Source organism: Xenorhabdus entomophaga, from assembly GCF_037996725.1.
Taxonomy (GTDB): Bacteria; Pseudomonadota; Gammaproteobacteria; order Enterobacterales; family Enterobacteriaceae; genus Xenorhabdus; species Xenorhabdus khoisanae.
The window spans coordinates 1-239 of sequence record NZ_JBBMXH010000464.1 but is presented as its reverse complement, the minus strand read 5'-3'; the positions used below and the strand labels follow the sequence as shown (position 1 = coordinate 239).

Sequence of the window (239 nt, the reverse complement as noted above, 5' to 3'; positions counted from 1 at the left end):
CAATGTACACAATATCACACCGGTCGCAGCCGATTACCCGCCCCTGTTGCAGGAAAATAGCGGCTGGCCGCTGCTGTCCTGCCTTTCCAGCCCGCCGATGATGCTGTTTGCTACCGACAGCCTGAAAAAGTTTCTCCGGTTGTTTGACCCGTATGCCGATACGCATCGTCCCCTGAGTCGTCAGTTCCGTCAACACATTGACGGCATTTTGCAGGCAGAAGAGCGTTTGACCGACCGGA

1 pseudogene is annotated in these 239 nt (G+C 55.6%); it reads left to right on the top strand.

Features of this window, described 5'->3' with window-relative positions:
- Positions 1–239, top strand: a pseudogene (locus AAC854_RS23640) (type VI secretion system baseplate subunit TssF); the annotation flags it as partial.